This window comes from Microcystis sp. M53603_WE2 (assembly GCF_030065435.1).
Map to the genome: position 1 here is coordinate 1 of NZ_JASJFF010000690.1, position 1,255 is coordinate 1,255.

At 49.4% G+C, this 1,255-nt stretch carries 1 protein-coding gene; it reads left to right on the plus strand.

The features are described 5' to 3' along the window. Positions 1-269 precede the first annotated feature (269 nt). The coding region (locus PX481_RS14910; protein ID WP_288094861.1) for a 2-isopropylmalate synthase at positions 270-1,255 on the plus strand (986 nt) is incomplete at its 3' end.

Sequence of the window (1,255 nt, forward strand, 5' to 3'; positions counted from 1 at the left end):
ATCCGGTTCGAGATTTTGCTTAATTGAAAACATCACTTCCTGTAGGTCTTTTACCTCCGGTGGGTTCGGTTCCTTCGCTGGTTTGCCAAACATTGTTAACTACCTCGCCAATTTATCTATATCCTCTATGGTAGCCAAAAAGAGGGCAAGCCGGAAAAGCGCGAGCAAGTCGAGAAATTCTCAGCGCAATTTTCCTTAACAACCCCCTCGGCCTCAGCTGCTATAATCAGAGGAACAACTCCCAAGTTCGTTAACGGTACAAAAAAACTATGAATACCAGTCCAGACCGTGTGATTATCTTCGATACCACCCTTCGAGATGGGGAACAGTCCCCGGGTGCCGCTTTAAATGTGGATGAGAAGCTAACCATAGCGCGCGCACTGGCACGACTGGGAGTTGATGTCATTGAAGCAGGTTTTCCCCACGCTAGTCCGGGGGACTTTGAAGCTGTACAGAAAATTGCCGCCAGCGTCGGCAGCGAAGCTGATAGCCCGATTATTTGCGGATTAGCCCGCACTACTCAAAAAGATATCAAATCTGCCGCCGATGCGCTCAGACCCGCCGCCAAGCCCAGAATTCACACCTTCCTAGCCACATCTGATATCCACCTCCAATACAAACTTAAGAAGACTCGTCAGGAAGTTCTTGAGATTGTGCCAGAAATGGTGGCCTATGCCAAATCCTTCGTTGATGATGTGGAATTTTCCCCCGAAGATGCCGGCCGCAGCGATCCCGAATTCCTCTATCAAGTCCTCGAAAGAGCGATCGCCGCAGGAGCCACCACCGTTAACATTCCCGATACCGTCGGTTACACCACCCCCAGCGAATTTGGGGCTTTAATCCGTGGTATTAAGGAAAATGTCCCCAATATTGACCAAGCGATTATCTCCGTCCATGGTCACGACGATTTAGGGTTAGCGGTGGCTAATTTCCTCGAAGCAGTTAAAAATGGCGCTCGACAGTTGGAATGTACTATTAATGGTATCGGTGAGCGTGCCGGTAATGCTTCCCTAGAAGAATTGGTGATGGCCCTTCATGTCCGGCGCTCCTATTTTAATCCTTTCCTCGGTCGTCCAGCAGAGTCCACGGAACCTTTAACCAAGATCAACACCAAGGAAATCTATCGCACTTCTCGCCTAGTTTCTAATCTTACCGGCATGATCGTGCAACCGAATAAGGCGATCGTCGGTGCTAACGCTTTCGCACACGAGTCGGGAATCCATCAGGACGGGGTGTTAAAACATAAACTCACCTA